Raw genomic sequence first — 25,043 nt, forward strand, 5'->3', positions numbered from 1 at the left:
ACGGCACGTCCCGGCCGTCCCGGGCCTCGCACGGACGTCCCCGGGGCACACGCGAAAGGGCCCGGTGGGCCGCACCCTCGTGGTGCTCCCACCGGACCCGTCCGGGACCCGTTCCGGGCCCGTTGTCCGTCATCCGTCCGTGCGTGTCGGTCCGTGTCCGTGCGTGCGTGTGTGTCCGCGCGCCGACAGCCCTCGGCGTCAGCGGCGTACCTTCACCCGGTCCAGTGCGGCCACACCGAATGCGGCGAGGCCGATCTGGATGAGCCACTCGACCCAGTCGACGCCCTTGGTGTCGGCCACCCCGAACGCCGAGGCGATCGCCGAGCCGATGAGCGCGGCGACGATGCCGACGAGGATCGTCCACAGAATGCCGATGCGCTGGCGGCCCGGGACCACGAGCCGGCCCAGGACGCCGATGACTATGCCGATGATGATGGCACTGATGATGCCGCCGATCTCCATCTCGCCCCTCCTTGTCGGAACCTCCGCTGCAGCGCTTGTGCCCGCGGTCGGCCGGGACAGTCCCCGCGGCCCGGCCTTTCCCGGTCGGGACAGGGGAAAGCCGGTCCGCGGGGCACGCGGACCGGCCTGCGCTCGAGGGTTTCCTTCCCGGGACGGCCTAGGTCCTCGAGGTGCCCCTGGACGCCGTGCCGACGCACATGATGCCGAGCAGCAGGGTCAGGGCGCCGATGATGATGTTGTTCCAGATGACGCCCGCGTCCGGATTGGCGCCGACGATCCACGGGGACACGATCATCCACACGCCGAGGGCGCACATGGCTCCGCTGAGGCCGTACATGCGCGTCGGCGCGGCGGTGAAGCCGAGGGCGAGCAGACCGATCGCAATGCCGACGACCAGGTTGTGGGGCGCGAGCGCGGGCTGACTCGTCGTGTAGTGGAGTACCCAGGGGGACACCGCACAGTAGAGGCCGAGCAGGAAGACCGGCCCGTCCACCAGGACCACATCACGGCCGCCGAGCACACGGTCGTACCGCGCCCGCATTTCTGGAGCATCGGGGTGGCCCGTGATGTCACTGCGGGAATGCGAGACGTCGGCCATGAGTCGTCTCCTTCTACCGGCAGGCCTGACCGCTTCCGGGGCGATATGCGGCAAGCATCGCTTTGAGTCATTCTGCGCTTATTTTTCCTTTATGCGTAGAGGCCGGGGCGGGGAGCTTGCTACGGTCCGTCCCGGCCTCCTCCGCCCCGCGGGCCCGGGCCGGTATCGCCGCCCAGGCGCCGGGCCTGGCGCACGAAAGTGTCGTGCAGGGCGCGGGCCGCCAGCGGTACAGCCTCCGACCTGCGCCTTCGCAGCATGAGCAGCACCCGCACCCGGTCGCCCGCCAGCGGCCGGCACACGATCGCACCCTGCCGCTCCAGCGGATCCCCGACGACACTGAACTCCGGCAGGACCGTCACGCCGAGCCCTTCGGCGACCATCAGCTTGCCCATCTCCGCGCCGTCGGTGGAGTACGCGAACGCCGGTGAACGGCCCTCCAGGAGCCGGTGCACGTAGCGGTGCATCACATAGCCCGAGCGCATCGCGATCAAGGGCTCGGTGAGCAGCTCGTCCGGCGACACCTCCGCCCGGGCCGCCAGCGGGCTGTCCGCCCGCAGACACACCACGGGCCGGCCGCGCAGCAGCTCGACGGACTCGAACTCGGCCGGCATGTCGTCGCCCTCCAGGTGGTTCACCAGCCCGAGATCGAAACCGCCCTCCAGCAGTGCCCGGTGGATGTCCGACTGCTGCGCGCCGACCACCTCGACCTGGGTGAGCGGATGCTCGGCCCGGAACTCCCGCACGACCGGCATCAGCAGGGACACGGTCGCCGCGTTGACCGTGCCGACGCGCACCATCCGCCGGATGCGGTGCTGTTCGCCCGCTGCCGCGCGCAGCCGGTCCACCGCGTCCAGGATGTCGACGATGTGGGGCAGCAGCTCCTGCCCCGCCGCGCTCATCGTCGCTCCGGAGCGCTTGCGTTCCAGGAGATCGACGCCCAGTTCGCGTTCAAGATTCCGTACGGTCTCGCTCAGCGCGGGCTGGGAGAGCCGCAGTTCCTCCGCCGCCCGGCGCAGTGAACCCAGCCGGGTCACGGCTGCGATGTATTCCAGCTGTTCCGTCCGCATGGCGACAGAATGGGGATGCATTCCCGGCCTGTTCAAGGGTTTCCCTGTCACATGTTCGTGAAATTCAATGGTCCGTCATGCGAGAACGGTCGGGTTTTCCTTGACGGTCACGACCGAGGGCTGCCACGATCGACGGCATGACGAAGCGACTGGACCTCACGCGGCGACGCCACGTCGACCTCGCGCGCGTTTCCAGCGCCTCCTGTCGCGTCGCGGCCTGATCCCCCCGATCCGCCGCCGCCCGTTCCGCACGTCGTAGCCGCCTTCGGCGCCCTCGCGCGTGCTCTCTCCCCGCACCGCCCGAACTCCGCGCACTTTTCGCGCCGAGTGAATTCGGAGCGCTCGCACCCCTGCCTCACACCCCTGACTTGCACACCTCTGCATTTCGCAACAGGAGTTCCGCATGCCCGCAGATCCCGTGAAATTCGCCTACTGGGTCCCCAATGTCAGCGGCGGCCTGGTCACCAGCACCATCGAGCAACGCACCGACTGGGGATACGAGTACAACCGGGAACTCGCAGTCCTCGCCGAGAACAACGGTTTCGACTACGCCCTCAGCCAGGTGCGTTACATGGCCAGCTACGGTGCCGAATACCAGCATGAGTCCACCGGTTTCAGCCTCGCGCTGCTGCTGGCCACCGAGCGTCTGAAAGTGATCGCCGCCGTCCACCCCGGGCTCTGGCACCCGGGTGTCCTCGCCAAGCTCGGCGCGACCGCCGACCACCTGTCGAACGGCCGCTTCGCGGTCAACGTGGTCAGCGGCTGGTTCAAAGGCGAGTTCACCGCCCTCGGCGAGCCCTGGCTGGAACACGACGAACGCTACCGCCGCTCCGAGGAGTTCATCCGTGCCCTGCGTACCATCTGGACCGAGGACCACGCCGAACTCGCCGGTGACTTCTACCGGTTGCGCGACTTCTCGCTCAAACCCAAGCCGCTGAGCACCCAGGAGCGTCCGCACCCGGAGATTTTCCAGGGCGGCAACTCCACCGCCGCCCGCGCCATGGCCGGCCGGGTCTCCGACTGGTATTTCTCCAACGGCCGGGACCACGACGGGGTCGTCGAACAGATCGCGGACGTCCACCGGGCCGCTGCCCTGGCCGGCCGCAGGCCCCCGAAGTTCGGCCTCAACGGATTCCTCATCGCCCGCGACACCGAGGCCGAGGCCCGCGAGACCCTCCGGGAGATCGTCGCCAAGGCCGACTCCGAGGCCGTCGAGGGCTTCGGTGCCGCCGTCAAGCAGGCCGGCAGGTCCACGGCCGACGGCAAGGGCATGTGGCAGGACTCCACGTTCGAGGACCTGGTCCAGTACAACGACGGCTTCCGCACCGGGCTGATCGGTACCCCGGAGCAGATCGCGGAGCGGATCGTCGCCTACAAGCGGCTCGGCGTGGACCTCCTTCTCCTCGGCTTCCTGCACTACCACGAGGAGGTCGAGTACTTCGGCCGCCGCGTCCTGCCCCTGGTGCGCGAACTGGAGGCGGCCCTTCCCGCCGCCACCGACTCCGTGCCCGTCCGGGCCTGACCGCCCCACGACCACCGCCACGAACACGCCCGCGAGAAAGGCCGAACCGATGAGCACCCTCACACCCGCCGACTGGCACGTCCGCCCCGCTCCGCGCACCGCCGAGGACTGGATCGCCCGCGCCGCGGCCGTCGCCGCCGTCCTCGCCACGGATGCCGCCGCCCGCGACCGTGCGGGCGCCGCTCCGCACGAGGAGGTCCGGCTGCTGAAGGACTCGGGCCTCGTCACCCTGCTCGGTCCCGTCGAACACGGCGGCGGAGGGCAGAACTGGATCACCGCCTACCGGGTGATCCGGGAGATCGCCAAGGCCGACGGTTCCCTCGGTCAGCTCCTCGGCTACCACTACCTGTGGAACTGGGCGGCCCGGCTGGTCGGCACCCGTGAGCAGTGGGAGCACGTGGAGGCGGAGGCCGCTCGGAACCGCTGGTTCTTCGGCGGCGCCGTCAACCCGCGCGACCGGGACGTCGTGGTCACCGAGGACGGCGACGACCTGGTCTTCACCGGCCGCAAGTCCTTCTCCACCGGCAGCAGGGTCTCCGACGTCACCGTTCTGGAGGGTGTCCTGGAGGGGACCGGCCGGCACGTCTTCGCGATCGTGCCCTCGGACAGCGCGGGACTGACCTTCCACGACGACTGGGACAACATCGGCCAGCGGCTCACCGAGAGCGGCAGCGTCACCATCGACGGGGTCCGCACCCCCTGGTCGTCCGCGGCCGGATACGTCGGCAAGGAGTTCCGGCCGCGCGTCTACAACACCCTCAACGTCCCCACCATCCAGCTGGTCTTCGTCAGCTTCTACCTCGGCATCGCGGCCGGCGCGCTGGAGACGGCGGCCACCTACACCCGTACCAGGACCCGGCCCTGGCTGCACGGCGGCCACGACCGCGCGGTCGACGAGCCGTACGTCATCGACACCTACGGCGACCTCACCGCGAAGCTGTGGGCGGTCGAGGCCCTGGCCGACGCCGTCGCCGCCGAGGGGCAGAAACTGCACGACGACCCCGACGCGGTCACCGAGCAGGCACGCGGCGACTTCGAGGTGCGGGTCGCCGCGGTCAAGGCCCGCGCCACCGATACCGCCCTGGAGATCGCGAGCCGCGTCTTCGAGGTGACCGGCGCCCGCTCCACCACCACGGCCGAGGGACTCGACCGGTTCTGGCGCAACATCCGCACCCACACGCTGCACGACCCGGTCGCCTACAAGCGCCGGGAGGTCGGACGCTGGGTCCTCGAGGGCGAACTGCCCGAACCCACCTGGTACTCCTGACGCCCGCGGGGCGCCCCCGGGGCGCCCGCGGGGCGCGGGCGCCCTCACCCTCCCGGCCTCCGCACCTCCTGGCCTCAGGGCTCCCGGAAACCTCACGGAGCCTGCGTGAGCCCTGAGCCCTGAGCAGTGAGCCCTGAGCCTTCCGAATTCCGAGCCTTCCGAAAGAGGTCCCATGGCCACCGTCCTGTCCGTCTCCGGCAGTCCCTCCGCCTCCTCCCGTACCAACAGGCTGCTGCGCCACCTGGACCAGCGGCTGACCGCGCAGGGACACGAGGTGATCCCGCTCGACGTGCGCACCCTCCCCGCCGAGGCGCTGCTCGGCGCGGACTTCCGCCACCCTGCCGTCGTCGAGGCCGCCGAACTGTTCGCCCGTGCCGACGGCGTGGTCGTCGGCACTCCCGTCTACAAGGCGTCGTACTCCGGTGTCCTCAAGGCGCTCCTCGACCTGCTGCCGCAGTACGCGCTGACCGGCAAGACGGTGCTGCCGCTGGCCACCGGCGGTACCACCGCCCACGTCCTGGCCATCGACTACGCCCTGCGCCCGGTCCTGAACTCCATGGGCGCGGCCCACATCGTGCAGGGCTGGTTCACCCTCGACAAGGACATCACCGTGCACGACGACGGCTCGCTGGCCGTCGCTCAGGGCGCCGCCGAGGCCCTCGCCCAGGTGGTCGACCAGTTCTCGGCGGCCCTGCGCCCCGCCGCCCCGGCGACGCTGGCGGTCGCGAGTTGAGCGGGGGCACCGCACACGTCATCGCCGACGACGCGGAAGCGCTCGCCGTCGCCGCCGCCCTGGCCGAGGAGTTCCGCGCGGAGGCCTCCGCGCGCGACGCCGAACGCCGGCTGCCGCGTGCGGAGGTGGACCGGCTGGCCTCGTCCGGTCTGCTCGCCGTCACCGTCCCGGCCGAGTACGGCGGGGCGGACGTGAGCCAGGAGACCCTGGCGGAGATCTTCCGGCTGCTGGCCGCGGCCGACGCCAGCCTCTCCCAGATCCCGCAGAGCCACTTCGTCTACGTCAACGTGATCCGCCGTCAGGGTACGGAAGCACAGCGCGCGTTCTTCTTCACGGAACTGCTCGCGGGTGCCCGCCTCGGCAACGCCCAGTCCGAGGCGGGCACCCGGCACGTCCAGGACATCCGCACCCGCCTGGAACCCCGGCCGGACGGGTCGTACGTCCTCAAGGGCGTCAAGCACTACGCCACCGGGGCCCTCTACGCCGACTGGATCCCCGTCCTGGCCCGCGCCGAGGACGACCATCTGCACGTGGCCTTCGTCCCGAGGGACGCCCCGGGCCTCACCGTGACCGACGACTGGGACGGCATGGGGCAGCGGACCACGGCCAGCGGCACCGTGCGCCTGGACGGTGTCCCGGTGGCCGCCGACCGGGTCTTCCCGCACCATCTCACCTTCCGGGGCCCGCAACTGCACGGAGCCGTGGCCCAGTTGCTGCACGCCGCGATCGACGCGGGGATCGCCGGGGGAGCGCTGGTGGAGGCCGCCGAGTTCGTCCGGACGAAGAGCCGCCCCTGGTTCGAGAGCGGCTTCGACGCCGCGGCCGACGATCCCCTGCTCATCCAGCGGTTCGGTGAACTCGCCGTACGCGTACGCGCGTCGGAGGCGCTGCTGCGGGAGGCCGCCCGCGCCGTGGACACCGCCCGCTCCGGCCTCACCGACGCCTCGGCCGCCGAGGCGTCCATCGCGGTGGCCGCCGCGAAGGCGCACGCCGCCGACACCGCGGTCGAGGTGGCCGGCGCGCTCTTCGAGGTCGCCGGCACCCGCGCGGCCCTCGACTCCCTGAATCTGCACCGGCACTGGCGCGACGCCCGCACCCACACCCTGCACGACCCGGTGCGCTGGAAGATCCAGCACATAGGCCGGTACGTGCTGAGCGGAACCCCGCCGCCCCGCCACGGCCTCCTCTGACGAACGCACTTGATCGGAGCCCCCTCGTGTCCCTCACCTTCCACTGGTTCCTGCCCACCAACGGCGACAGCCGCCATGTCGTCGGCGGCGGCCACGGCACCCCGGCGTCCGCCTCGGGCCGGGACCGGCCGCCGACCGTCGCCTATCTGAGCCAGATCGCCCGTGCCGCGGAGCAGCTCGGTTTCGTGGGAGCCCTGACTCCCACCGGCGCCTGGTGCGAGGACGCCTGGCTGACCACCGCCATGGTCAGCCGGCACACCGAACGGCTGAAGTTCCTGGTCGCCTTCCGGCCCGGGTTCGTCTCGCCCACGCTCGCCGCGCAGATGGCCTCCACCTTCCAGCGGCAGACCGGCGGACGGCTCCTGCTCAACGTCGTCACCGGCGGCGAGAGCCATGAGCAGCGCGCCTACGGCGACTTCCTCGACAAGGACGCCCGTTACCGGCGTACCGACGAATTCCTGCGGATCGTAAGGGACTTGTGGGGAGGTGAGACCGTCAGCCTGGACGGGGAGCACCTGAGCGTGCAGGACGCGTCCCTGGCCCGGGTGCCCGACCCGGTGCCCGAGGTGTATTTCGGCGGTTCCTCGCCCGTCGCCGTGGAGGTGGCCGCCCGGCACGTCGACGTCTACCTCACCTGGGGCGAGCCGCCCGCGCAGGTCGCCGAGAAGCTCGAACGGGTGCGGTCGGCCGCCGCCCGCGAGGGCCGCACCCTGCGGTTCGGCATCCGGCTGCACGTCATCACCCGCGACACCGCCGAACAGGCCTGGTCCGAGGCGTTCCGGCTGCTCGACGGATTCGACCGGGAGACCGTGCGCTCCGTCCAGGCCGGACTCGCCCGAAGCGAGTCCGAGGGGCAGCGGCGCATGCTCGCCCTGCACGGTGGCAGCCGGGACGGGCTGGAGATCCACCCCAACCTCTGGGCGGGTATCGGGCTGGTGCGCGGCGGCGCGGGCACTGCCCTGGTCGGCAGCCACGACGAGGTCGCCGAGCGGATCAAGGAGTATCACGCCCTGGGCATAGAGGAGTTCATCCTCTCCGGCTACCCGCACCTGGAGGAGGCGTACTGGTTCGGCGAGGGTGTCCTGCCCCGTCTCGCCGCGCAGGGGCTGTGGCGGCACCCCTTCCAGGAGGACGTGGCGCCCGCGCTCCCCGCCCAGGTGCCGTTCGCGCGGTAGCGGTAGGGGAGGACGCGGCGGAAGGGGTGCGGCGGGGCCCTTCGGGATGACCAACCGGCCTTTCGGACATGGGTAATTGGCCATCCGGGGCCGGCCTCGGGGTCCGACCGGTCCGCACACTTGACTGGTACAGACCAATGCGGTTGAGTGAGGGCGACACCCCCACCACGGCCGCCCCCACCCCGTGGCCGGCCCCGCCGGCGCGTGCGGCGAGACTCCGCTCCGGCATGCCCTCGCTCGGGAGCGGCCGTGTCCCGCCTAGGAGTTGATCCCTTGTCGAGACGCCGCATCTCCTGTGTCCTGGCCGCCGCCGTCATCGCCGCCAGCGCACCGGTGCTCCTCCCCGCCGCGACCGCCACCGCCGCCTCGGCCGCCGCCGCGTGTTCCAGCTACCCGAACTGGGTCGCCGGACAGTGGTACAACGCCGGCGACATCGTCCGCTACACCGACGGCCGGGCGTACATCGCCGAACACGGCAATCCGGGCTACGACCCGATCATCAGTACCTGGTACTGGGAGCCGTACTCCTGTGACAACGGCCCCGGCACCCCGGTCGGCACCTTCGTCGTGACCGAGGCGCAGTTCAACCGGATGTTCCCGAACAGGAACCCCTTCTACACGTACAGCGGGCTCACCGCCGCCCTCAGCGCCTATCCCGGCTTCGCGAACACGGGCAGCGACACGGTGAAGAAGCAGGAGGCCGCGGCCTTCCTCGCCAACGCCAGCCACGAAACCGGCGGCCTGGTGCACATCGTGGAGCAGAACACCGCCAACTACCCGCACTACTGCGACTGGAGCCGGCCCTACGGCTGCCCGGCCGGTCAGGCCGCCTACTACGGGCGCGGGCCCATCCAGCTGAGCTGGAACTTCAACTACAAGGCCGCGGGCGACGCCCTGGGCCTCGATCTGCTGGGCAACCCCTGGCTGGTGCAGAACGACTCCTCCGTGGCCTGGAAGACGGCCCTGTGGTACTGGAACACCCAGACCGGCCCCGGCTCCATGACCCCGCACAACGCCATGGTCAACCAGGCGGGCTTCGGCCAGACGATCCGCAGCATCAACGGCTCCCTCGAGTGCGACGGCCGCAACCCCGGACAGGTGCAGAGCCGGGTGACCACGTATCAGCAGTTCACCCAGATCCTCGGGACGTCACCCGGTGGCAACCTGTACTGCTGACGCGGGACGGCCGCGCATGGTGTCATGCCCCTGACTATCTGCTCCGACCGCGTACCGTCCACGTCCACTCCGTGTGCGTGGGCGGCGCGCGGTCATCCTTCGGACGAAGGGCACCCGCCATGCGCACCCCCCACGCCCTGCTCGCCACGACCGCCACGGCCGTCGCCCTTCTCGCGACGGTCGTGGCGCCGACTCCCGCGGCCGGGGCCGACGCGGTACCGGCGCCCGGCACCTTCTACGTGCAGAGCGCGGCCACAGGCCTGAACGCGGCCGCCGGCGCCGGATCCGTCGAGCAGCACCGGCCCCGCGGCAACGAGGACCACCAGCAGTGGAACCTGCGCCCGAACGGCGCCTCCTCCCTCCTGGAGAACACGGACACCCCGGGCACCTGTCTGGGCCGCGTCGGCGACCAGGCCGGGACCGTCCCCTGCGCGAGCGCCGACGCCGCCTGGGACATCACCCCCGCCGGTGCCGACCGGTACACACTCGGCGCATCCGGCACCGACCGGCGCCTCACGGTCGCCCCCAGACCCTCCGGCGCCAGCCACCCCGCCCGACTCGCCGTCTCCGCAGGCTCCTCGGACCTCGCCCACTGGTATCTCACCCCGGTCTCTCCCGTCACCCGCCCCATGCCGCCCCGGGACAGCCGCACCCTGGACCAGGTCACCTTCCTCACCTCGCACAACGCCTACGCCAACGGAGTCGACGGCGGCTTCGCCCCGCCCTTCGTCAACCTCTTCCCCAACCAGACGCGGGGCATCGAACGCCAACTCGCCGACGGCGTACGCGGATTCATGCTGGACATCCACCAGACCCCGGACGGCGCGATCCTCTGCCACAACAGCTGCACCCTGGTCAGCAGGCCCGTCGCGCTCCGGGTCGACCTCCAGCGCATGGTCGACTTCCTCAAGGCCCACCCCGACCAGGTCGTCACCGTGTTCCTGGAGGACTACGTCGACCCCGGCGTGCTGCGCGCCGAACTCGCCCGCGTCAACGGCCTGTCGGACGTGCTCTACCGGCCGGACCGCAGCGGCGTACGGGAGAAGGGATGGCCGACGCTGGCGGACATGACCGCCACCGGACAGCGGCTGCTGATCTTCAGTGACCACAGCCGCTCCGCCGACCAGTCCGCCGGGCTGACCCGGGACGGCTTCGGCGTCATGTACCAGCGCGAGTGGACCGTCGAAAATCACTGGTCCATGGGGTCCGGCGTCGGCGCCTCCGACTGGTCCTGCTACAGCCGCTGGTACGACGCCGGTACCAACATCCCGCTCACCCGCACCGAACCGGGCTTCCGTCCCCTCTTCGTCATGAACCACTTCCGGGACGCCCCGGTCGACGGTACGGCCCGCACGGACAACGGCAAACTCGCCGACCGCGCCCGCAGGTTCTGCCAGCCCGCCGCCCGCAAGAAGCCCAACTTCCTCGCCGTCGACCGCTACGACCTCGGCGACCCGGCGTCCGCCGTCGACGCCCTCAACACCTACACGTACCCGTAGCCCGGTGCGGAGCACGGAGGGCCGATGCGGGTCCGGCGCCGCGGCGCCCTACGCCAGCCAGATTCCGTCCCGCATGAGATGCCGCTTCGGCAGTTCGTGCTCCTCGCACCAGGCCTGGACCGCCCGGGGGAGTACCCGGAAGAACGCGTAGACGGCCCGGCCCGCCCGCGGATCCCAGCCGGTCTTCTCCCGGAACGCCTCCGCCGCCGCCGGCGGCACCCCCCGTGCGTCGTACGTCTCCACCACGCCGTCGATCAGGACGACGTCCCGCGTGTCGCCGAACGCCAGCCGGGCCCGGCCGCTCTCCCCCAGATTGCGGCCGGTGGGGTTGGCGGGCCGGGTCGCCAGCCAGACGGCCTCGCCGTCCCACACGAACCACAGCGGCACCAGGCAGGGCAGCCCCTCGGCGTCCGCCGAGGCCACCCAGATGTCCGTCTCCCGCTCCAGGCGGTCCAGGACATCGCTTCTGCGCTGCTCCCTGCTCCGCTGCGGTGACTCGGTGATCTCCATGCGCGGACGGTAGCCGGGCGATCCGCCCGGACGCCTCGGGCCGGCGTCGTAGGTCTTCGGGCCCAGGTCCCGGGCGCTGCCGGGAGGGGAACTGGCGCCCACTTACGTTTTACGTATAACCTCTGCCGATCGATCCCACCCCGAAGAGGTCCCGATGAGACGTGTCGCCCTGGTCAGCCTGGTCGTCGACGACTACGACGAGGCGATCCGCTTCTCCACCGAGGCCCTCGGCTTCCGGCTCGACGAGGACACCCTCCGGCCCGACGGCTCCCGCTGGGTCGTCGTCGTCGAACCGGACGCGGGCGGCGCCGGCACCGGCCTGCTGCTCGCCCGCGCCGAGGGCGACGGCCGGCGCGCCCGGACCGGTGACCAGACCGGCGGGCGCGTCGGCTTCTTCCTGCACACCGACGACTTCGCACGCGACCACGCGCGGACGACGGCCGCGGGCGTGACCTTCCTGGAGAGCCCGCGCCACGAACCGTACGGCTCGGTCGCCGTCTTCCAGGACCTGTACGGCAACCGCTGGGACCTGCTCCAGCCCGCCGGCTGATCCACACCGGCATCGCCACCGATTCCGCTCCCCCTTCCGCCACCGATTCCGCCACCGACACCGAACCGCTGAGGAACGCCCGCCCATGACCGCGCCCCGCATCACCCCCGACACCGACACCCTCCGCCGGCTCCCCAAGGCCGTGCTGCACGACCACCTCGACGGCGGCCTGCGGCCGGCCACCGTGGTGGAGCTCGCGGACGCGGCCGGCCACACCCTGCCCACCACCGACCCGGACGAGCTCGCCGCCTGGTACGTCGAGGCCGCCGGCTCCGGTGACCTGGTGCGCTACATAGCCACCTTCGAGCACACCCTCGCCGTCATGCAGACCCGCGAGGGACTGCTGCGCACCGCCGAGGAGTACGTGCTCGACCTCGCCGCCGACGGTGTCGTCTACGGCGAGGTCCGCTACGCCCCCGAGCTGATGACGAAGGGCGGACTGACCCTGCCCGAGGTGGTCGAGGCGGTGCAGGAGGGCCTCGCGGCCGGTATGGCCAAGGCCGCCGCAGCGGGGACGCCGGTGCGGGTCGGAACGCTGCTGTGCGGCATGCGGATGTTCGACCGGACCCGGGAGGTCGCCGACCTGGTGGTGGCGTTCCGGGACGCGGGCGTCGTGGGCTTCGACATCGCCGGTGCCGAGGACGGCTTCCCCGCCGCCGATCACCTGGACGCCTTCGAGCACCTGCGCCGCGAGAGCGTGCCGTTCACCATTCACGCCGGCGAGGCCCACGGCCTGCCCAGCATCCACCAGGCCGTCCAGCTGTGCGGGGCCCAGCGCATCGGTCACGGCGTGCGGATCACCGAGGACATCGTCGACGGCAAGCTCGGCCGGCTCGCGGACTGGGTCCGCGACCGCCGTATCGCGCTGGAGATGTGCCCCACCTCCAACCTCCAGACCGGGGCCTCCGGTTCGATCGCCACGCACCCCATCACCGCGTTGAAGGACCTCGGCTTCCGGGTCACCCTCAACACGGACAACCGGCTGGTGTCCGGCACCACGATGACTCGTGAGATGGCCCTGCTGGTGGAGCAGGCCGGCTGGACCGTCGAGGACCTGCGGACCGTCACGGTGAACGCCGTCAAGAGCGCGTTCCTCCCGTTCGACGAGCGCAACGCCCTGCTCAGGGACGTGGTCCTGCCCGGCTACGACTCCGTGCGCTGAAGCAGTCCCCGTACGTAGGCGGCCTGTCCGGCGTGCTGGAGATCGTCGGACAGGACGCTGACCAGGCGCACCCCCAGGCTCACCGGCGGATCCCAGCGCTCGTCCACGATGCGCTCCAGGTCCTTGGCGGCCAGTGCACGCAGGGCGTCCAGGGTCTGCTCGTGCACCGCGTCGTAGTAGCCGGTGAGGAGGTCGCCCGAGCCGACCCGCACCTCGGCGACCCGCTCCGGGGTGTGGCCGTACCCGGTGTCGTGGCGGGGCAGGCCGAGCGCGAACCGCTCCTCGAAGCCCTGGGCGAGCCACACCTGGTTGAGCCCGAAGGCGTCCGCGACATGGTCGTCCTGGACCCGGGTGAGGTGCCAGACCAGCCAGGTGACGGAGTTGGCGCCCGGGGCCGGCGGAGTGTTCAGGGCCTCGGGGCCGAGCCCGGCCACGGCGGCGTGGACCTCTTCGCGGATTCTGCCGTAGCCGTCGATGAGGATGTCCTTGGCAAGCATGGGACCACCCTCGCGCATCCCGCCGTCGTGCGCTCCCTGTTCGCCGCCCCGCGCGCCCCGCCGGACGTGCGCACTCCGCCGGCCGTGCGCGGCCGTGCGCCGTCCTTCCCCGCGCGCCGGGCCGCTACGCCTCCCCGCCGTCCAGCAGAGCCATCAGCGCCCGCGCCGCCGGGCTGGTCGCCTCCTCGGGCGGGACCAGCACCACACTCTCGTACACCGACTCGCCGGTGTCCTTCAGCGGCAGCGCGGTCAGCGCCGCGCGCTTGTGCCGGAAATGCTGGGGGACGACGGCGATGCCGAGGTTCTCGTCGACCAGGTCCAGCAGACTGTGCACGTCGTTCACCTCCAGCGCCACCGTGCGCCGTACCCCGGCGGTGGCGAACGCGGTGTCGGTGGCGCGGCGCGGGCCCCAGTCGGGATGGAAGTCCACGAACACCTCGCCGCCCAGATCGTGCGGGGTCACCGGCGCCCCGGCCCGCGCCAGGCGGTGATCGGGATGGCAGAGCACGGTCATCGGCTCGCTGGTGAGGGCCACCGAACGCAACTGGTCGGGGTCCGTGTGGGTCCGGTAGGCGAAGGCCAGGTCGAGTCGTCCCGCCGCGACCTCCTCCGCCAGTGCCGCCGAGCCCCCTTGCCGCAGCCGGATCTCCACGTCCGGATGACGCCGCCGGAAATCGGCCAGCAGTTCCGCCGGATGCACCCCGGCGATGCACTGCTCGGCGCCCAGAGCGAGCGTGCCGCGCAGCACTCCCTGGACCGCGGCCACCGCCTCGTGCGCCGCCCGCACCTGCGCCAGGATCCGCTCGGCCTCCACCAGCAGCGCCCGGCCGGCCTCGGTGAGGGTCACCCTCCGGGTCGTCCGGACGAACAACGGTGTCTGCAGCTCGCGCTCCAGGGAACGGATCGACGCCGAAAGGCCCGACTGGGAGACCAGCAGCCGCTCCGCCGCGCGGGTGAAGTGCTGGTCCTCGGCGACGGCAACAAAATGCTGAAGGTGACGCAGTTCCATGATTGAGAAGCGTATTCGCTGAATTCCATCGGATTCTTCTGTTGGACCGCTGCCCGCGGACCGCGACAGAGTGGAACCCGGTTCTGGTTCCACGGAGCCGGACGCCCGTGTACCCCCTCTGTGCACCAACCCCCTGGAGTCGCGTTGTACACCCCGCACCCCGACCGTTACGCGGACCTGCCCTACCGGCGCACCGGACGCAGCGGGCTCAGGCTTCCCGCGCTCTCGCTCGGCCTGTGGCACAACTTCGGTCCCGACCGCCCCGTCGAGACCCAGCGCGCCATCCTGCGCCGCGCCTTCGACCTCGGTGTCACCCACTTCGACCTCGCCAACAACTACGGCCCGCCCCCCGGTGCCGCCGAGTCGGCCCTCGGCGAGGCCCTGCGCGCGGACTTCGCGCCGTACCGCGACGAGCTGGTGATCTCCACCAAGGCCGGCTACCTGATGTGGCCAGGTCCGTACGGCGAATGGGGCTCCCGCAAGTACCTGCTGTCCTCGCTCGACCAGAGCCTGGACCGCATGGGCCTCGACCACGTCGACATCTTCTACTCGCACCGCTTCGACCCCGGGACTCCGCTGGAGGAGACGATGGGGGCCCTGCATTCGGCGGTCCAGCAGGGCAAGGCGCTCTACGTCGGCGTCTCCAACTACTCCGCGGAGCAGACCCGCGAGGCCGCCCGCATCCTGGGCGAGCTGGGCACCCCGCTGCTGATCCACCAGCCCCGCTACTCGGTGCTCGACCGGCGCCCGGAGGACGAGGGCCTGCTGGACGCCCTGGACGAGCTCCAGGTCGGCTCCATCGCCTACTCCCCGCTGGAACAGGGTCTGCTGACCGCCCGCTACCTCGACGGCATCCCCGAGGACTCCCGGGCCGCGAGCGACAGCCCGTTCCTGGACACCGACGCCGTCACCGGTGAGCTGGTGGAGCGGCTGCGCACGCTGAACGAGATCGCCGGGTCCCGCGGCCAGACCCTCGCGCAGATGGCGCTCGCCTGGGTGCTGCGAGGCGGACGTGTGACCTCGGCCCTGGTCGGGGCGAGCAGCCCGCAGCAGTTGGAGGACAGCGTCGCGGCCACCCGCAACCTCGACTTCGACGCGGACGAACTGGCCCGCATCGACGCCGTCGTCAAGCAGTAGGACCGGCGTCCGGGGCAGATCCTCACCGGCCGCGTCGTCCACGTCGTGACGGCGCGGCCGGAGCCGTGCCGGGTCCGCTCCCCGCCGTGCGGGGCGCCGCACACACCGTTCCGGCCAACAAGAGGGGCGAATATGCCAGGAGAGTGGCCGGAAAGGCATGGTGACAGTGATTCAGCGGTGAACATACTCGACAACGAGAGCGCTTCACCCCGCGCAACGGCGCCCTCACGCACAGCACGCGACCCACCGGAGAGCGAGCCCGGTCGGCCGACGGGCAACGCAACCGGGGGAGAGAATCGTGCACGACGAGTTCCTGTGCCACGTCACGGCGTACGGAGTCTGCGACGGCCGCCGCATCGGTGTACCCCTCGGCACGTACCGCGCTCCCACCCTGGCCCTCGCCCTGTGGTGGCTGCGCGACCGCGCCTCCTGGATCGCCGAGCGCCTCGACCCGCAGCCGGAGGCCGAGCACTTACCCCCGGGCGCGCTCGTCCCCGTCGCCGACGGGACGCCCGACGTGCCCGCCGTGCTGCGTGCCTGGTGCGGCGACGTCGCCCGCCAGGAGGAAATGGCCGAGGCCCTGGCCGCCGGACAGATGGTGCGCCTCGCCACCGGTGACGACACCACCGAGTACGAGCTCCTGGCCGAGTCCGTGGACGCCCTGCGGATGCAGCGCGCGGCCCCGGTCCTGGGCGTCCCCGTCGCCTGATCCACGCCCCCGCCCCACCTGCCACGTCAGGCACTCGAACGGGCCAATCGGTAGAATCCAGGCATGGTCGAGCGGCCGGTCGCACCGGAGCTCCTCGTGGAGACCGACAGCGGCTCCACCCTGATGAGCCCGGTCCGCGACTACCATGTCGGACGCGACCCGTTGAGCGACATCGTCATGGACGACGCCCGGGTCTCCTGGCACCACGCGGTGCTCCACCCCGTTGACGGCCACTGGACCGTCGAGGACGAGAGCAGCACCAACGGCACCTACACCGACGGCCACCGCGTGCACGTGAGGGACGTGGGCCCCGGCAGTGTCATCCGCTTCGGCAGCCCCCAGGACGGACCGAGTGCCGTCCTGACCGACCGGCCGGCGCCCGCCCCCGAACGCCTCTCCGCCGTCTCGAGCCCCGCCCTGACCGGCACCTACCGGCGGCCCACCACCGTACGTCCGCTGCCCACCCGCACCGTCCGCATCGGCCGCGCCGCCGACAACGACCTCGTCATCGACGATCTCGTGGTCTCCCGCCGGCACGCCGAGCTGAGGGCGCTGCCCGACGGGACGTACGAGATCGCCGACCTCGGCAGCCACAACGGCACCTACCTCAACGGCGGGCCCGTCACCAGTGCCCCGGTCGGCCCCGGCGACATCGTCGGCATCGGCCATTCCGCGCTCTGCCTCGTCGGCGACGAACTCCAGGAGTACGTCGACACCGGAGAGATCTCCCTCGACGTGCAGGACCTCACCGTCGTCGTCGACCACGGCCGCAGGACCCTGCTCGACCAGGTGTCGTTCCCGGTGGGGGAGAAGTGCCTGCTCGCCGTGGTCGGCCCGAGCGGCGCGGGCAAGTCCACCCTCCTCAACGCCCTCACCGGACAGCGCCCCGCCGACCGCGGCACCGTCCTCTACGACGGCCGCGACCTCTACCGCGACTACGCCGAACTGCGCCAGCGCATCGGCCTCGTCCCGCAGGACGACATCCTGCACGCCCAGCTCACCGTCCGCAGCGCCCTGTCCTACGCCGCCGAACTCCGCTTCCCCCAGGACACCGCCAAGGCCGAGCGCCGCTCCCGGGTCGACGAGGTCATCCGCGAACTCGGCCTGGAACAGCGGGCGGAGCAGCCCGTGCACAGCCTCTCCGGCGGTCAGCGCAAACGCGTCAGCGTCGCCCTGGAACTCCTCACCAAGCCGTCCCTGCTGTTCCTCGACGAGCCGACCTCCGGCCTGGATCCGGGAATGGACCGCTCGGTGATGCACATGCTGCGCGCCCTGGCCGACGACGGCCGCACCGTCATCGTCGTCACCCACAGCGTCCTCAGCCTGGACGTGTGCGACCGGCTCCTCGTGCTCGCCCCCGGAGGACGCGTCGCCTACTACGGACCGCCCGAGGACGCCCTCGCGTTCTTCGGATTCGAGCAGTGGCCGGAGGCCTTCGAGGCCTTCGAGCGCGACCAGGACCGCGACTGGGCGGGCGACTACCGCGCCTCGCCCTTCCACGGCAGGTACATCGACGACGCCACCGCCCAGCCCCGGCAGCAGACGGCCGGCCCGGTCACCGTCGCCCCGCCGCCCCGGCCGCGCAGCCGCACAGCACAGCTCGGCACCCTCGTACGCCGGTACACCGCCGTGCTCGGCGCGGACCGCACGTTCCTCGCCATCATGATCGCGCTGCCCTTCGTGATGGGGGCGATGGCCCGTGCCCTGGCCGGCGGCACCCTGACCCGGAGCACCGCGATGAACGCCCTGCTCATCCTGTGCGTCGGCGCCGTCCTCACGGGCGCCGCCAACGCCGTGCGGGAACTCGTCAAGGAACGCCCGGTCCACCGGCGCGAACGGGCCGTCGGCCTGTCCAGATCGGCGTACCTGATGTCGAAGATCATCGTGCTGGGCACGGTCACCGTGCTGCAGGCGGTGGTGCTCACCCTGGTCGCCCTGCTCGGGGTCGACCTCGGCGCACCAGGTGGTGAAGGCGTGCTGATGCCGCCCCTGGTGGAGATCACGGTGGCCGTGGCCCTGCTCGGCTTCACCGCCATGATGCTCGGCCTGCTCGTCTCCGCGCTGGTGCGCAAGGAGGAGGTGACGATGCCGCTGCTGGTGCTGCTGGCCATCGTCCAGGTCGTCTTCTGCGGTGCCCTGCTGAAACTGGACGGGGTGCCCGTCCTGGAGCAGTTGTCCTGGCTGGTGCCCTCGCGCTGGGCGTTCGGCGCGATGGCCGGCACCGTCGGCCTGGCCCGGATCACCCCGGGGGAGATCACCGCGGACCCGCTCTTCCAGCACTCCCCGGGAGTGTGGCTGCTCAACGTGGCGATGCTGCTGGTCCTTTCGGCGCTGTTCGCGTTCGCCGTGTCGCGGCTGCTGCGCCGCCACGAACCCGCCGTGATGCGGAGGTGAGGCTCATGACGACCCCGTCCACGTCCGGATTCCGGCCCACCCACGTCGTACCGGGCGACGGCATGCCGGCCTGGGAGGCGCCCGACCCCGCCGGGCCCACCGTCGGCCTCGACCCGCTGCTGCCGGTCCGGCTGGTCGGGCGGCGCGGGGACTGGGGGCAGGTGCTGTGCTCCAACGGCTGGTCGGCCTGGGTCGACGGCCGCCTGCTGGTCGCGGTGCCCCAGGAGCCGCCCGCCTCCGAAGCACCCCTGGCCCGCACCGTCGATCCCCAGCCGTTGCTGGCCCGGGCCGAGGAGGCCCTGGCCGGCTACCGGGCGGCCGTCGAGGCACTGGCCGACGGCCGCCTCGACGGCGAGGGGTTCCGCGCACGCACCCGGGGACTGCGCGCCGGCCTCGTCGTCGACGGGGAGTCCCTGTGGCTCTACGACTCCGACCACGGCCGCTGGGTCTACACCGACGGCACCCGGCTGCACACCTACGCCGCCGACGACCCGCCCGCCGACGACCCGCCGCGCGTCCCCGGTGTCTCCGAGGCCCCCGACGCCTCCGCGTCCCCCGGACACGCCCCCACCCGGGCCGTGCCCGCCGAACCCACCCGCGCCGTCACCTCGGGCCCCTCCCCGGACCGTGACGTCCGATGACACACGACGCCGGCCTGTTCGCCGGCCGGCCCTCCGAGCTGACGGGACAGCAGGTCGCCGGCTACCGCATCGAGCGCGAGATCGGCCGTGGCGGCATGGCCGTCGTCTACCGCGCCCGGGACCTGCGCCTGGACCGCACCGTCGCCCTGAAACTGCTCGCCCCGGAACTCGCCCGCAACGACGTCTTCCGCCGCCGCTTCACCCACGAGTCCCGCACCGCCGCCGCCATCGACCACCCGCACATCGTCCCCGTCTTCGAGGCCGGGGAGACGGACGGCATCCTCTACATCGCCATGCGGTACGTCGAAGGCAGCGACCTGCGCCACCTCCTCGACCGCGAGGGACCCCTGCCGTCCCGCACCGCGCTGCGCATCGCCGTGCAGGTGGCCTCGGCGCTCGACGCCGCCCACGAGCACGGCCTGGTCCACCGGGACGTCAAGCCCGGCAACATCCTGGTCGCCCGCGGCACCGACAGCGACCACCCCGAGCACGTCTACCTCACCGACTTCGGCCTGACCAAGAAGTCCCTGTCCCTGACGGGGTTCACCACCGTCGGCCAGTTCGTCGGCACGCTCGACTACGTGGCCCCGGAACAGATCTCCGGGCGTCCGGTCGACGCCCGCTGCGACGTCTACGGGTTCGCCTGCGTCGTCCACGAGACCCTCGCCGGCCACCCGCCCTTCCGCCGGGACGACGACATGGCCCTGCTCTGGGCCCACCAGTACGACGAGCCGCCGCCCCTGACCGCCGTACGCCCCGATCTCCCCCCGCAGACCGACGCCGTCCTCGCCAAGGCGCTGGCGAAGAGCCCCGAGGACCGGTACGCGTCCTGCCTGGACCTCGTCGCCGCCCTGCGCGCCGCCGTCACGGGGGGCGGCACCACGACCGCCCCCGAGGGGCAGCACCCCGTCACCCGCGTGGACCTGCGCGGAAGCCGGAACGGGAGCACGGGCGGAGGCGGGAGCGGAAACGCCGTCGAGGGCCGGAGCGGAGCCGCGCCGGCGGGAGGAGAGACGCGGCGGGACGCGCCACGGCCCCCACCGGCCTGGGCACAACCGGTGTTCGGGCCGGCGCGGGCCTAGGGCCTTCCGGGAGGCCCCGTCCGACCCGTCGGACTTGTTGGACCCGTCGCCCCCCCGACGCTGTCAGCCGTCCGCCCCCGTCAGCCGGTCCGGCGGCGCGTCCTCCGGGCCAGCAGCGCGCCCGCGAAGCCGGCGACCAGACCCCACAGGAGGGCCAGCCCCAGCGCGACCGGCAGACGCGGTTTCAGCAGGACCTGACCGGAGAGTCCCGTGCCCAGGTCGTCGATGCCGAGCACGGACAGGCCGAGCCGGGCGGAGATCCGGCCGACCAGGCAGATCATCAGGACCGCCAGCGCGAGCGCCACCGCCAGATGCACGGCGTGCTGCCAGGCCCGGACCCGGGCCGGTGACAGGGCCGCCATCACGAACGCCACGGCCAGCAGCAGGACCGCGTCGGCCACCGGCAGCCACCACACCCTGCCGTCGTGCTCGGCGAGCGTGCTCAGGTTCAGCGCCGAGACGTCCTCGGTCCGCAGCACCTCGTCGAGGACGTGCGGCATGGGCAGTCCGAAGGGGCCTTCCACCCTGCCGTCCCAGGTGGCGCCCAGCCCGATGGTCAGCGCGAGCCAGGCCAGGTTGGGCAGGCCCAGCAGGAGCACGGCGAACGTCTCCGCCGGGCGCCCCCGCGTCGCCGCGACGACCAGCGCGATCACGCCACCGATGACGACGGAGGCGAGCAGCAGTTGCAGCATCGCGTGCGCCGCGGGCCGTACCGCCGACTGGAACCGGAGCAGCCGGCCCGGCAGCGGGGCGCCGCGCGACACCAGCAGGGCCAGCACCAGGACGCCCGCCAGCCAGAGCAGGCCGACGAGAACGGTCAGCGGCACATCGGCGGCGAAGCCGATCTCGGGGGAGACCCCGAACAGATCACCGAGATCGTCCAGGGCGCCTTCCCCGAGGGAGATCTCGAACGTGTGCCGGGCGGTGAACGCCAGGCAGAGCAGGGCGATCAGCCACAGGGCGACGATCCTCCCGGCCCACCCGGCAAGCTCCGGCGTCCCGGCGACGGCCCGGTGGCGCAACGGGCGCAGAAAGCCCCAGCCGATGAACAGGGCGCCGGTGAGAGTGACGGACAGCGGCATGACGGTCAGGCCGCCCTCCGCACCGGCCAGGCCGCTCGCGTCGCCGGCCAGGTCCACCGACCCGCCGACGGCCGTGACGACGGTGGCAGCGAGCACCATGGGGAACGAACCGTCCGGAAGGTCCGTGGCACCGGCCGCCCACAGTCCGAGCGCGGCCACCAGACCCATGGTGATCAGCCCGCCCAGCACCGTGACGAGGGCCTGCGCCCAGCCGTGGCGGGGGACCGCCAGGTCGGAGAGGGTGCGTGAACTCACCCCTGCACGCTAAGCAGCCTCCGCACGGGGCGCCTGCGGGGAGGTCCGTCCGCGTCGGCTTGCGGCGGGCGCACCGCCGGGGCACACAATGAACCCGTAACGGAAGAATCGTCATGTCGATACCGACCTGGTGGTCATCTCCTGAAGCCGCGGTGGGAGGAAGGGCTCGTGACCGTCGAACCGCCGTCCTCCGGCCGGCCCTCCGGACCCCCCTCCGGGCCTCTGTCGGACTCCTCCCCGCCTCCGTCCTCGGGCCCGCCCCCGCCGCCCCCGCCGGGCGGAGCGGGCGGGGGAGACGGGGGCGGCGGCACGGGGCCGCCCGGGCGAGGCCGACGGCCGTGGTGGAGGTCCGTGCCCGGTCTCGGGGTGCTCGTCGCGGCCATGGCGGTGGCCGTGGTCCTCGCCGTGGTGCTCACCCGCACCGACGGCGGATCCGAGGCGGGCGGCGGCGAGGTCTTCCTCCAGGCCGCGAACGCGGCCGGCCCCGACCCGTTCACCGAGTCGACGGCCGAGGACGGCTCCGCGCCGCCCACGGCCTCCGCCCCGCCCACCACCGGCGCCCCGTCCACCGGGTCGGCGTCCGAGTCCTCTCCGGCCACCGAGGTGCGCGGTGTCCGCGGGGGCGCACCCGGCCTGTACGGCGGCACCCGCGACGTCTCCAGCTGCGACGTGGAGCAGCAGATCAAGTACCTCCGGGAGGTGCCGGCGAAGAACGAGGCGTTCGCCTCGGTGGCCGGCGTCGAGTCCTCCGAGGTCCCCTCGTACCTGCGCTCGCTGACCCCGCTGCAACTCCGGCTGGACACCAGGGTCACCAACCACGGATACCGCGACGGCGCCGCCACGGAATACCAGGCCGTCCTCCAGGCGGGCACGGCCGTGCTCGTCGACGCCCGTGGCGTCCCCCGGGTCCGCTGCGCCTGCGGCAACCCGCTGACCGAGCCGGTCGAGCAGTCCGACCCCCGCTACACCGGCACCCCCTGGCCGGGCTACTCCCCCTCGAAGGCCGTCGTGGTCGACCCCGCTCCGCGGGACATCGAGAGGTTCGTGGTCCGCGACACCGACGGCGGCTGGTTCGAGCGGGAGCGGGGCGACACGGGCGGCAAGGACCGCCCCACGAAGCCACCGGACGGGCAGAGCCCGCAGCCGGGTGACACGTCCCCCTCGCCGTCGCCCGACACGTCCCCGTCGGCCACCCCGTCCACCCCCGGCTCCGGGCCGACGACGGGCGGGGGCGAGCCCTCCGGGGAGCCACCGTCGAGCGATCCCGGGGGCAGCGACCCGACGACCGGCGGGCCGACGTCCGGCCCTCGAACGCCGCCCCCGGTGGAGTCCGGCACCACGAACGACGCGCCGGACTCCACCGCCGACAACGGCACGGGCGGCCTCACGGGCGACGCCACGAGCGGTACCACCTAGGGATTCATCAGGGGAATGACCGGCCGGACCGGCCCTGGTCACGCGCTGTCCTGCGCCCCCGTACCACCAGAGCGTGGTCGCCCAGCCCCAGCAGCCGCTCGGCCGGCAGTTCGCCGATCGTCGTCAGGACCGCCTCGATACGGGCGGTGAGCGGGTCGAACGCCGCGTCGAGCACGGTGCCGCGCTCCTCGCCGTCCTCGGTGAGCACCCTGCGGCCGAGCAGATCGTGATGCGGCGGGGCCACGGCCAGGACGGAGGACGGGGCCGCGATCAGCATGTCCGGGGCGACGGCGTCCAGGGCGTCCCAGGCCAGGGCGGCGTCCCCGCGCAGCCGTCCGCGCCGTACCCGTACGTGCGTGACGGTGCCGGACGCCGCGTCGACCGTCAGCGCCCGTACGACGCCCAGCCGGGTCCCCTCTCCCGGGGCCAGTACCGGAAGCCCTCGCAGCCGGGAGAACAGCATCACGGCGGTGCGCCCGTCCGCCGGGCGTGGAACGCGCCGACCCGTGCCATGAGGTCCGGCAGGTCGTCGGTGACGTAGGTGGTGGCGTGCGCGGGGATGACCAGCGACCGGCCGGAGACGGACACCGCCTCACCGCGCGGCACGTACACCCGGTGCCGCCGGTGCCTCGAACCCGGCACCAGCTCCCGGTGCGCGGCGAACCGGAAGGCGACGATCCGGCCGCTGGTGCCGCCCTCGACCAGGACGTCGAGCACCGTGCCGAGCCGGTCGCCCTCGTCGGTGAGGACCTGCGCACCGAGCAGCCGCCCGCGCAGGGCGTCGCGGCGGGCCACCGACAGGGGCAGGTCGCACAGTGCCTTCTTGTCGCGGACCATGACCGCGTGGTGGCCGAGGGAGTGCACCGCCGGCCAGGGCAGGTCGCGGGGGAGCGAGCCCGACAGCAGGGTCCGGCCGGTGAGGGTGAAGCCGGTGATGCACCCGGCCCCGGCGTCGAGGACGGTGTCCTTGACATGGGCGACGGCATCGCCGCCCAGCGTCACCACGGGCAGCGTCGCCAGGCTCCGCACCGCCAACAGCTCGCTCATCGGTCGCCTTCCCGCTGCCGCCCCGTGCCGTCGTCCTTCCCGCATGTCCCGGAACCCGCCCACGCCCCGCTGAGACCGGGTTCCCGCTCTGTGGCGCGGCGAACACCGATCGGGGGACTGAGCAGCCGAACTCGGGGTACGTGCATCAGTGCAGATCGTCCGGCTCGTCCGGCCGGCCCGGCTTCGCAGAGAGAAGCGCATGATCGATCACCTGGACGGGGCAGTGATACCAACTGGTTTCGACGTACCCGTGGAACCGCTACGGCGGTCAGCACACTTCACCGGCGAGCCGGGGTGCATCGCCGAGGCGCGTGCCTTCGCGTCGCTGTTCCTGGAGCAGCTCAGGACCGAGTGGTGCGCCACGATCGGCGAGCGGACCGACGGCGCGGCACTCCTGGTCGTGAGCGAACTGGTCACCAACGCCGACCGGCACAGCAACGGCCCGTACATCCTGGAGCTGGAGGGTACGGACGAAGCGATCACGGTCGCCGTCTACGACAGCAGCGGCACGCTGCCCCGTATCTACCCCCGCGATCCCGAGCGCATCGGCTGCCACGGCCTGGAGATCGTGCAGGCTCTGGCGCGCGACATCCTCGTGGAGCGGGTACCGGTCGGAAAGTGTGTCCGCGCGGTGCTGAACTTCGACGCCGGCTGAACGGCACCGGCGGCCGGCGCGCGCCCCCGAACGGTCCGCACGCGCCGGACCCCGGATCCCGGACCTCGACGTGACGGAATGCGGCTGCCGTGCCCCCCCCCCCCGGGGGGGGGGGCGGGGCCCGAATACCGTTTACCAGCCCGCAGGCGGAGCCCAGCACGCCCAACAATACCACCCCCACACCGCCCAATTAGCCCGTGGTAAGGCG

At 72.3% G+C, this 25,043-nt stretch carries 26 protein-coding genes; 17 read left to right on the forward strand and 9 right to left on the reverse strand.

Translation table 11 applies throughout. The features are described from left to right. Positions 1 to 198: 198 nt before the first annotated feature. The 3 genes from ACIF80_RS14205 to ACIF80_RS14215 form a co-directional block, all read right to left on the reverse strand. Positions 199 to 462 (reverse strand): GlsB/YeaQ/YmgE family stress response membrane protein, encoded by a 264-nt coding sequence (locus ACIF80_RS14205; protein WP_399803726.1) that lies wholly within the window; start codon positions 460 to 462, stop codon positions 199 to 201. A 157-nt stretch (positions 463 to 619) separates the two neighbouring features. Further along, on the reverse strand, positions 620 to 1,060 hold the full coding sequence (locus ACIF80_RS14210) for an SPW repeat protein (RefSeq protein WP_399803729.1): 441 nt from the start codon (positions 1,058 to 1,060) through the stop codon (positions 620 to 622). A gap of 119 nt (positions 1,061 to 1,179) precedes the next feature. After that, positions 1,180 to 2,127, reverse strand: coding sequence for a LysR family transcriptional regulator (locus ACIF80_RS14215; protein WP_399803732.1), 948 nt, complete (start codon positions 2,125 to 2,127; stop codon positions 1,180 to 1,182). A 137-nt stretch (positions 2,128 to 2,264) separates the two neighbouring features. Between ACIF80_RS14215 and ACIF80_RS14220 the strand changes: the two genes are divergently transcribed. The 8 genes from ACIF80_RS14220 to ACIF80_RS14255 all read left to right on the forward strand — a co-directional run bounded on the left by ACIF80_RS14220 (position 2,265) and on the right by ACIF80_RS14255 (position 10,689). Beyond that, a complete protein-coding gene (locus tag ACIF80_RS14220; RefSeq protein WP_350851021.1) occupies positions 2,265 to 2,348 on the forward strand; it encodes a putative leader peptide in 84 nt (27 codons plus the stop codon). A 182-nt stretch (positions 2,349 to 2,530) separates the two neighbouring features. Then, the gene (sfnG, locus tag ACIF80_RS14225) at positions 2,531 to 3,649 is read left to right on the forward strand and encodes a dimethylsulfone monooxygenase SfnG (RefSeq protein ID WP_399803735.1); all 1,119 of its coding nucleotides are present in this window, start codon (positions 2,531 to 2,533) and stop codon (positions 3,647 to 3,649) included. Between the two features lie 49 nt (positions 3,650 to 3,698). After that, positions 3,699 to 4,916 (forward strand): acyl-CoA dehydrogenase family protein, encoded by a 1,218-nt coding sequence (locus tag ACIF80_RS14230; RefSeq protein ID WP_399803738.1) that lies wholly within the window; start codon positions 3,699 to 3,701, stop codon positions 4,914 to 4,916. A 172-nt stretch (positions 4,917 to 5,088) separates the two neighbouring features. Further along, positions 5,089 to 5,649, forward strand: a complete 561-nt coding sequence (gene ssuE, locus ACIF80_RS14235; protein WP_351127419.1) for an NADPH-dependent FMN reductase — start codon at positions 5,089 to 5,091, stop codon at positions 5,647 to 5,649. After that, the gene (locus tag ACIF80_RS14240; protein ID WP_399803741.1) at positions 5,646 to 6,839 is read left to right on the forward strand and encodes an SfnB family sulfur acquisition oxidoreductase; all 1,194 of its coding nucleotides are present in this window, start codon (positions 5,646 to 5,648) and stop codon (positions 6,837 to 6,839) included. The genes ssuE and ACIF80_RS14240 overlap by 4 nt, the downstream gene beginning before the upstream one ends. Before the next feature lie 26 nt (positions 6,840 to 6,865). Beyond that, complete coding sequence (locus tag ACIF80_RS14245) at positions 6,866 to 8,014, forward strand: LLM class flavin-dependent oxidoreductase (RefSeq protein WP_399803744.1); 1,149 nt, start codon at positions 6,866 to 6,868, stop codon at positions 8,012 to 8,014. A gap of 273 nt (positions 8,015 to 8,287) precedes the next feature. Beyond that, positions 8,288 to 9,190, forward strand: a complete 903-nt coding sequence (locus ACIF80_RS14250; RefSeq protein ID WP_399803746.1) for a glycoside hydrolase family 19 protein — start codon at positions 8,288 to 8,290, stop codon at positions 9,188 to 9,190. Between the two features lie 119 nt (positions 9,191 to 9,309). After that, complete coding sequence (locus ACIF80_RS14255) at positions 9,310 to 10,689, forward strand: phospholipase (RefSeq protein ID WP_399803749.1); 1,380 nt, start codon at positions 9,310 to 9,312, stop codon at positions 10,687 to 10,689. A gap of 48 nt (positions 10,690 to 10,737) precedes the next feature. Here the strand turns inward: ACIF80_RS14255 and ACIF80_RS14260 are convergent, their stop codons facing one another. Next, entirely contained in the window at positions 10,738 to 11,199 is a 462-nt protein-coding gene (locus tag ACIF80_RS14260; protein WP_399803752.1) for a pyridoxamine 5'-phosphate oxidase family protein, read from the reverse strand. A gap of 154 nt (positions 11,200 to 11,353) precedes the next feature. Between ACIF80_RS14260 and ACIF80_RS14265 the strand changes: the two genes are divergently transcribed. Continuing rightward, positions 11,354 to 11,749 (forward strand): VOC family protein, encoded by a 396-nt coding sequence (locus tag ACIF80_RS14265; RefSeq protein ID WP_399803755.1) that lies wholly within the window; start codon positions 11,354 to 11,356, stop codon positions 11,747 to 11,749. A gap of 85 nt (positions 11,750 to 11,834) precedes the next feature. Further along, a complete protein-coding gene (locus ACIF80_RS14270; RefSeq protein ID WP_399803758.1) occupies positions 11,835 to 12,911 on the forward strand; it encodes an adenosine deaminase in 1,077 nt (358 codons plus the stop codon). Here the strand turns inward: ACIF80_RS14270 and ACIF80_RS14275 are convergent. Together ACIF80_RS14275 and ACIF80_RS14280 are read right to left on the reverse strand one after the other, a co-directional pair. Further along, complete coding sequence (locus tag ACIF80_RS14275; protein WP_399803760.1) at positions 12,893 to 13,408, reverse strand: DUF664 domain-containing protein; 516 nt, start codon at positions 13,406 to 13,408, stop codon at positions 12,893 to 12,895. The genes ACIF80_RS14270 and ACIF80_RS14275 overlap by 19 nt on opposite strands. A 124-nt stretch (positions 13,409 to 13,532) precedes the next feature. Next, positions 13,533 to 14,417: a LysR substrate-binding domain-containing protein gene (locus tag ACIF80_RS14280; protein WP_399803763.1), complete on the reverse strand. Its 885-nt coding sequence runs from the start codon at positions 14,415 to 14,417 to the stop codon at positions 13,533 to 13,535. 144 nt (positions 14,418 to 14,561) lie between these two features. On the opposite strand from ACIF80_RS14280, the gene mgrA reads away from it, so the two are divergent. The 5 genes from mgrA to ACIF80_RS14305 all read left to right on the forward strand — a co-directional run bounded on the left by mgrA (position 14,562) and on the right by ACIF80_RS14305 (position 20,380). Next, positions 14,562 to 15,554, forward strand: a complete 993-nt coding sequence (gene mgrA, locus ACIF80_RS14285) for an L-glyceraldehyde 3-phosphate reductase (RefSeq protein ID WP_399803766.1) — start codon at positions 14,562 to 14,564, stop codon at positions 15,552 to 15,554. Between the two features lie 298 nt (positions 15,555 to 15,852). Further along, positions 15,853 to 16,263, forward strand: coding sequence for a hypothetical protein (locus ACIF80_RS14290; protein WP_399803768.1), 411 nt, complete (start codon positions 15,853 to 15,855; stop codon positions 16,261 to 16,263). A 63-nt stretch (positions 16,264 to 16,326) separates the two neighbouring features. Next, a complete protein-coding gene (locus tag ACIF80_RS14295; protein WP_399803771.1) occupies positions 16,327 to 18,657 on the forward strand; it encodes an FHA domain-containing protein in 2,331 nt (776 codons plus the stop codon). Between the two features lie 5 nt (positions 18,658 to 18,662). Beyond that, on the forward strand, positions 18,663 to 19,298 hold the full coding sequence (locus ACIF80_RS14300) for a hypothetical protein (RefSeq protein ID WP_399803774.1): 636 nt from the start codon (positions 18,663 to 18,665) through the stop codon (positions 19,296 to 19,298). Beyond that, positions 19,295 to 20,380 carry a serine/threonine-protein kinase gene (locus tag ACIF80_RS14305; protein WP_399803777.1) on the forward strand — a complete coding sequence of 362 codons (1,086 nt, stop codon included), beginning with the start codon at positions 19,295 to 19,297 and terminating at the stop codon, positions 20,378 to 20,380. The genes ACIF80_RS14300 and ACIF80_RS14305 overlap by 4 nt, the downstream gene beginning before the upstream one ends. A gap of 80 nt (positions 20,381 to 20,460) precedes the next feature. Here the strand turns inward: ACIF80_RS14305 and ACIF80_RS14310 are convergent, their stop codons facing one another. Further along, positions 20,461 to 21,717: a streptophobe family protein gene (locus tag ACIF80_RS14310; RefSeq protein WP_399803780.1), complete on the reverse strand. Its 1,257-nt coding sequence runs from the start codon at positions 21,715 to 21,717 to the stop codon at positions 20,461 to 20,463. A 168-nt stretch (positions 21,718 to 21,885) separates the two neighbouring features. Between ACIF80_RS14310 and ACIF80_RS14315 the strand changes: the two genes are divergently transcribed. Then, the gene (locus ACIF80_RS14315; protein ID WP_399803782.1) at positions 21,886 to 23,133 is read left to right on the forward strand and encodes a DUF6777 domain-containing protein; all 1,248 of its coding nucleotides are present in this window, start codon (positions 21,886 to 21,888) and stop codon (positions 23,131 to 23,133) included. 7 nt (positions 23,134 to 23,140) lie between these two features. Here the strand turns inward: ACIF80_RS14315 and ACIF80_RS14320 are convergent, their stop codons facing one another. Together ACIF80_RS14320 and ACIF80_RS14325 are read right to left on the reverse strand one after the other, a co-directional pair. Further along, a complete protein-coding gene (locus ACIF80_RS14320; protein ID WP_399803785.1) occupies positions 23,141 to 23,599 on the reverse strand; it encodes a PRC-barrel domain-containing protein in 459 nt (152 codons plus the stop codon). After that, positions 23,596 to 24,180 (reverse strand): PRC-barrel domain-containing protein, encoded by a 585-nt coding sequence (locus ACIF80_RS14325; RefSeq protein WP_399803788.1) that lies wholly within the window; start codon positions 24,178 to 24,180, stop codon positions 23,596 to 23,598. The genes ACIF80_RS14320 and ACIF80_RS14325 overlap by 4 nt, the downstream gene beginning before the upstream one ends. A 199-nt stretch (positions 24,181 to 24,379) precedes the next feature. On the opposite strand from ACIF80_RS14325, the gene ACIF80_RS14330 reads away from it, so the two are divergent. Continuing rightward, entirely contained in the window at positions 24,380 to 24,835 is a 456-nt protein-coding gene (locus tag ACIF80_RS14330; protein WP_399803790.1) for an ATP-binding protein, read from the forward strand. The last annotated feature ends 208 nt before the right edge of the window (positions 24,836 to 25,043 follow it).

Source organism: Streptomyces sp. NPDC085927 (assembly GCF_044540975.1).
Taxonomy (GTDB): Bacteria; Actinomycetota; Actinomycetes; order Streptomycetales; family Streptomycetaceae; genus Streptomyces; species Streptomyces hirsutus.

Bases quoted from the DNA above. Each gene is read 5' to 3' on its own strand.
- ACIF80_RS14260 (WP_399803752.1), bottom strand. From the start codon at position 11,199: ATGGAGATCACCGAGTCACCGCAGCGGAGCAGGGAGCAGCGCAGAAGC.
- ACIF80_RS14265 (WP_399803755.1), top strand. From the start codon at position 11,354: ATGAGACGTGTCGCCCTGGTCAGCCTGGTCGTCGACGACTACGACGAG.
- ACIF80_RS14255 (WP_399803749.1), top strand. From the start codon at position 9,310: ATGCGCACCCCCCACGCCCTGCTCGCCACGACCGCCACGGCCGTCGCC.
- ACIF80_RS14210 (WP_399803729.1), bottom strand. From the start codon at position 1,060: ATGGCCGACGTCTCGCATTCCCGCAGTGACATCACGGGCCACCCCGAT.
- ACIF80_RS14205 (WP_399803726.1), bottom strand. From the start codon at position 462: ATGGAGATCGGCGGCATCATCAGTGCCATCATCATCGGCATAGTCATC.
- ACIF80_RS14300 (WP_399803774.1), top strand. From the start codon at position 18,663: ATGACGACCCCGTCCACGTCCGGATTCCGGCCCACCCACGTCGTACCG.
- ACIF80_RS14325 (WP_399803788.1), bottom strand. From the start codon at position 24,180: ATGAGCGAGCTGTTGGCGGTGCGGAGCCTGGCGACGCTGCCCGTGGTG.
- ACIF80_RS14295 (WP_399803771.1), top strand. From the start codon at position 16,327: ATGGTCGAGCGGCCGGTCGCACCGGAGCTCCTCGTGGAGACCGACAGC.
- ssuE (WP_351127419.1), top strand. From the start codon at position 5,089: ATGGCCACCGTCCTGTCCGTCTCCGGCAGTCCCTCCGCCTCCTCCCGT.
- ACIF80_RS14330 (WP_399803790.1), top strand. From the start codon at position 24,380: ATGATCGATCACCTGGACGGGGCAGTGATACCAACTGGTTTCGACGTA.
- ACIF80_RS14305 (WP_399803777.1), top strand. From the start codon at position 19,295: ATGACACACGACGCCGGCCTGTTCGCCGGCCGGCCCTCCGAGCTGACG.
- sfnG (WP_399803735.1), top strand. From the start codon at position 2,531: ATGCCCGCAGATCCCGTGAAATTCGCCTACTGGGTCCCCAATGTCAGC.
- ACIF80_RS14230 (WP_399803738.1), top strand. From the start codon at position 3,699: ATGAGCACCCTCACACCCGCCGACTGGCACGTCCGCCCCGCTCCGCGC.
- ACIF80_RS14270 (WP_399803758.1), top strand. From the start codon at position 11,835: ATGACCGCGCCCCGCATCACCCCCGACACCGACACCCTCCGCCGGCTC.
- ACIF80_RS14220 (WP_350851021.1), top strand. From the start codon at position 2,265: ATGACGAAGCGACTGGACCTCACGCGGCGACGCCACGTCGACCTCGCG.
- ACIF80_RS14275 (WP_399803760.1), bottom strand. From the start codon at position 13,408: ATGCTTGCCAAGGACATCCTCATCGACGGCTACGGCAGAATCCGCGAA.
- ACIF80_RS14215 (WP_399803732.1), bottom strand. From the start codon at position 2,127: ATGCGGACGGAACAGCTGGAATACATCGCAGCCGTGACCCGGCTGGGT.
- ACIF80_RS14280 (WP_399803763.1), bottom strand. From the start codon at position 14,417: ATGGAACTGCGTCACCTTCAGCATTTTGTTGCCGTCGCCGAGGACCAG.